3 protein-coding genes and 1 pseudogene are annotated in these 4763 nt (G+C 63.2%); all 4 read right to left on the bottom strand.

The window, feature by feature from the left end:
• Window positions 1–561 (bottom strand): annotated as a pseudogene (locus tag P3C52_RS20725) (EscN/YscN/HrcN family type III secretion system ATPase); the annotation flags it as partial.
• The gene (locus P3C52_RS20730; protein WP_275556751.1) at window positions 555–1415 is read right to left on the bottom strand and encodes an FHA domain-containing protein; all 861 of its coding nucleotides are present in this window, start codon (window positions 1413–1415) and stop codon (window positions 555–557) included. The pseudogene P3C52_RS20725 and the gene P3C52_RS20730, both read right to left, overlap by 7 nt.
• Window positions 1415–3607 (bottom strand): type III secretion system export apparatus subunit SctV, encoded by a 2193-nt coding sequence (gene sctV, locus P3C52_RS20735; RefSeq protein WP_275556752.1) that lies wholly within the window; start codon window positions 3605–3607, stop codon window positions 1415–1417. Before sctV ends, P3C52_RS20730 begins: the two co-directional genes overlap by 1 nt.
• A 24-nt stretch (window positions 3608–3631) precedes the next feature.
• Window positions 3632–4763 (bottom strand): type III secretion system gatekeeper subunit SctW (gene sctW, locus P3C52_RS20740; protein WP_343252038.1); only part of this gene is annotated, 1132 nt, incomplete at its 5' end.

Below are 4763 nucleotides of genomic sequence, written 5' to 3' on the forward strand. Positions count from 1 at the left end.
CAGCAGCGTAGTCTTGCCGCAGCCGGCACCGGCAAATACGCCGACGCGCTGGCCGACGCCGATAGTCAGCATGCCGTCAATGGCGCGTACGCCGGTCGGCAGCGGCGTGGCGATACGCGGACGGGCGGTCGGCGGCGGCGCATCGCCCAGCACCGGAATGGTCTGTTCCGCCTCGCCCGGCAGAGCAAAGGCGCCGACGCCTTCACCATCGATGGGGCGGCCAAAGCCATCCAGCACGCAGCCCAGCAGCGCATCGGAAACGCAGATGCTGTGCGGTAGATAAAGCGGCGTGACGCGCGCGCCCTGTGCAATGCCGTCCAGCGGGCCGAGCGCCGACAGCAGCGTATGCTGCGGATTGAAACCGACCACTTCCGCCATCACGCTTTCGTCGGCATCGCGCTCGATGCGGCAGAGATCGCCGATGCGTGCGCGCGGCAGGCTGCACTCCAGCAGGATGCCGCTGATACCGGTAATGCGCCCGTAGACGCTCACCGCATCGGGCTGTTGCAGGCGCCGCTGCTGCTGGCTGAACCAGCTGTCGAGATCGGCCAGCATTACCATTTCACCGTAATGGGATCGCGCCCGCTGAACTCGATCCGATCGTCGGTGATCGCCACCAGCTTCAGCTCGCCGATCTGGTCGCCGATAAACAGCCGATCGCCCTCGTCGGTCACGATATTGGCGCGCGATCCGGTCGCGATCTGCACAATACGAAACGGCAGCTTTTTCTCCAGCGGACGTATCGCGCTTTTTACCGGCGCGCTGGCGCTGTAGCGCGCGTAAAAGCGCGTCATCATGCGGTTAAAGACGGTAATTTGCGCCTTGCTCAGGGTGCCGCTCAGCAGCAGCTGTTCGCCCTGACGGTTGATTTTCACGCTGTTGGCGAGGTCGCGTTCACGCAGCATAATTTGCAGCGGCGCGCGCAGATCTTCCGCCGTACTCCAGGCGGGACGCGAGCTTTCGCCCGCGCTGGGCTGGGCGACCGAGGGCTGTAAAATCCAGCTAACGACGGTAAAGCTGAACAGCAGCAGCAGGCCGAACATGACGCCGCGCATCCAGCGCGGCGTGCCGCTGCGGCGCGCAGCGCTCTCGTCAGGCGCGGACGCGGGCGCAAAGGCGCTGGCGGGCAGCGCGGCCGCTTCATGCCAGGGCGTGCTGGCCTGCGCCACGCAGAGCCAGATGCCCGCCAGCACAAACGGCTCCTCCGCCGTAATCGGCTGCCCGTCGCTGCCGTCTTCCGTCTCCGTCAGCCGCCAGCTTTCCGCCTGCCGATGCAGCCAGCGCTCGCAGCCAGCCATACTCTCGTCGCTGAGCAACAGATCTGCCATCGGCGACGCGCCAATCTGCCAGCGATCGCCGCTCAGCGGCAGCGCGGCGCCGCAGTGCAGCCCCGACAGTACGCGCAGTTCAAACATTATTCTCCCTCCCAGCCGGTGAGTGAATAAAAGCGGGCATCGGCTTCCAGACGCCCCAGCACATGAATTTCCAGCGTCGGCTCCAGCTCCGCGAAAGAGAGTACCGGCACCTGGTGGAATGATTCGGCGATCAGCGCGCGCAGCGGGCCACGCAGATCCTGAGCCGCCAGCAGCACCGCCTGCCGTTCATTGCCAGTGGTAAAGGCAAGACGTATCTGCTGATGCAGCGCCTGGATCTGCTGCTGGGTAAGCGCGAAGAAAATATCGTTTTGCGTCTGGCGCAGGCTGTCGCGCAGCGCCTCTTCCAGCTCCGGCGCCAGCAGCCAGGCGTGAATGCCGTCCACCTCGCTGTACTGGTGGCAAAGGTGGGTTTTTAAGGTGATACGCACCTGTTCAGTCAGCAGGAATACATCGCGCTCATGCTGACCATGTTCGATCAGCGCCTCGGCGATGGCGCGCACCGAACGCAGCGGAATACGCTCCGCCACCAGCTTTTGCAGCACGCTGGAGAAGCGCGCCAGCGGCATAACGCGCTGCAGCTCCTGCGCCAGCTCCGGCTGCTCGCTCTCCAGCCAGCCCATTAGCGCACGGGTTTCCTGCAGGCCGATAAAGTGTGGGCTGCTGGCGTGAATGGCGTTCTCCATACGCTTCAGCAGCAGCTCGGCGGCCGTCCAGCGCGCCACCTCCTCATTCTCCAGCAGCGGATGATCGGGCGGCAGCCAGAGATAATCCGCTTCCTGACGCAGGCTGTCGCCCAGCATGGGTTGCAGCGCCGCCGCGCCCTGCTCCGCCTCGTCCGTTTCCGGCGCGATCTCTTCTGCCAGCCGGAGTTGACGCTGCTCCTCGTCGCTCAGGCTCTCCAGCCAGCGCGCCTCGACGGCCAGGCAGGCGGTGTTAAAGGTGCCCACCACTTTCGGGATTTCATACACCGAGAAGCGAAACTCATCCGCCGCCACTTTGTCGCTGAATTCAATATCAAACGCCGGCAGGGTAAAACCGAAATGGTAAACGATGCGGTTGCGCAGGCGGCGGATCTCCTGAACCAGATCGAGCGTTTCCGCTTTGCCACGGCAGTCGACGGGAAACTGGATCAAATAAGGGCGCGTCGGATTGAACTGGCGTAGATCTTCGCGACCGTTCAGCTCCGGCGGGATCACTTCGTTTTCCATCTGCGGCTGCGCCAGCTTTAGCGTATGGCGCGCGCGCCAGACCTGAAAGCCACCGCTGCTTAAGGTGATAAAGGCCAGCAGGGTAAAGACCGCGCCCGGCATGCCCGGCACCAGCGCAAAGCCCAGCATTCCCATCGAGGCGAGGATCCAGGCCTTCGGCTGGCTGGTCAGCTGCTCGGCGATCTCGCGGCCAATATTGGGCGTTTCAACCGTATCGGTATCGGACGAGACGCGGGTGATGATCATCCCGGCGGTGAGCGAGATCAGCAGAGCCGGGATCTGGGCGATCAACCCGTCGCCGATGGTCAGGATCGAGAAAACGTGCATCGCCTCGCCCGCCGACATGCCGACCTGCAGCACGCCGATACTGATGCCGCCGATCAGGTTAATAAACAGGATCACCAGCGCGGCGATGGCGTCGCCTTTCACAAATTTCATCGCGCCGTCCATCGCCCCGAACAGCTGGCTCTCTTTCGCCAGATCGCTGCGGCGCGCCTTCGCCTGATGCACGTCGATCAACCCGGCGCGCAGATCGCTGTCGATCGACATCTGCTTGCCCGGCATCGCGTCGAGGGTAAAGCGTGCCGCCACCTCCGCCACGCGCTCCGATCCTTTGGTGATCACCAGAAAGTTCACCACCGTCAGGATCAAAAACATCACCATCCCGACGGCGAGATTGCCGCCGACCACAAAGCTGCCGAACGCCTCGACGATATGACCGGCATCCTGCTGGATCAGGATCTGGCGCGTCACCGAGATCGACAGCGCCAGACGGAACATGGTGGTCAGCAGCAGCACCGCCGGAAAGGTGGAGAACGCCAGCGGCTTTGGCAGGTACATCGCCAGCACAATCAGCAGCGAGGAGAGACAGATGTTGAGGGCGATCAGCGTATCAATCAGCGCCAGCGGCAGCGGAATAATCAGCATAAACACCAGCGCCATCGCGAACGCGGCGCCGACGATTTCGGAACGCTGCATGGCGCTGATGGCGATTTTATTGAGGATTAAAAATAAGCCGTTCATCTTGCGTCTCTCTTATTCCCCGCTTCAGGCGCGCCGCGCCTGTTTACGTTCGTTTTGCAGCAGCATGGCGCTGTGATTCGCCAGCAGCGCCAGCGTGGTTTTGCGCCCGTCCTTCACTTTCCACAGCGGCAGCGGCAGGCTGCGCACCAGCGGCAGGATGCCGTTAAAAAACAGTGACAGCTGGCGGGCGCTGGCATCGGCGATCACTTCCTCGCCCAGCTGCTGTAAATCCTGCTGCCAGGCGCCGTGATGGCTGAGATGCAGCAGGCGGCGCGTCAGATCGACCGCGCTGACAGCGTGCAGTGTCATTCTGCCCGCCATGCGATCCAGCAACTTCTGGCTCTCTTCCAGCGTGTGTCCCACCTGACGCGCTTCCGCCAGACCGTTCTGGATATGACGCAGCGCGCCGGTGCTGATTGAGGAGGCCAGCGCGGCAATATCGTCCGCCAGCGCGCGCTGTAAGGTGCGCAGGCCGGAAACAAACTGCTGCGGCTCCATATGCGCCAGCAGCAGATCGACCATGGCGATAGCCGACTGCTGATGCACAATGCTGTCGTAATAGAGGTTGCGCAGCGACTGGCGCTGCTGCGGATGCTGCGTGAATTCCGCAAAGGCGGCGGCGGTATTGACGCCCGCGCGCAGGCGTTCGCCGTGCTGCTCCTGCAAGACCTCCAGATGGGTTGCGATGGTTTGCGACAGCTCGTCGTCGCCCTGCTCGCGCGCGTCGCGCTCCATGACGCGCAGCAGCAGATCGCAGCGCGCCGGATCGTTGTCCAGCAGCGCCAGCAGTTCATCGGTATCGGCTGGCGGCTTGCGTTTTAAGGCGTCGCGCAGCTGGCTGAGATGGGCTTCGCGCCGCGCCTGATCGCCAGAATCGAGCATGGCGTAGAGTTTATGCAGCTCGACTTTGCCCGCGTTCTGGCGATGGCGCAGATGCTGCTGCTGCACGCGGCGCTGCTCGGCCTTTTTCTGGCTTTCGGCGCGCTCGGCAAACATCAGCCCCACCTCCTCTTTCATATCGTTGGCGCTGGCGGCAAACAGATTTTCGGTGCGCGCGGCGTTTTTCTCGCTGCCGCCGTCGGCAGCTTTCATCAGGGCTTTAAAAGGGTGCGGCATCAGCGGCAGCGAGAAAAACGCCGCGCGCACCGAAAATCTG

Origin of the sequence: Mixta sp. Marseille-Q2659 (assembly GCF_940807255.1) — a bacterium.
Taxonomy (GTDB): Bacteria; Pseudomonadota; Gammaproteobacteria; order Enterobacterales; family Enterobacteriaceae; genus Mixta.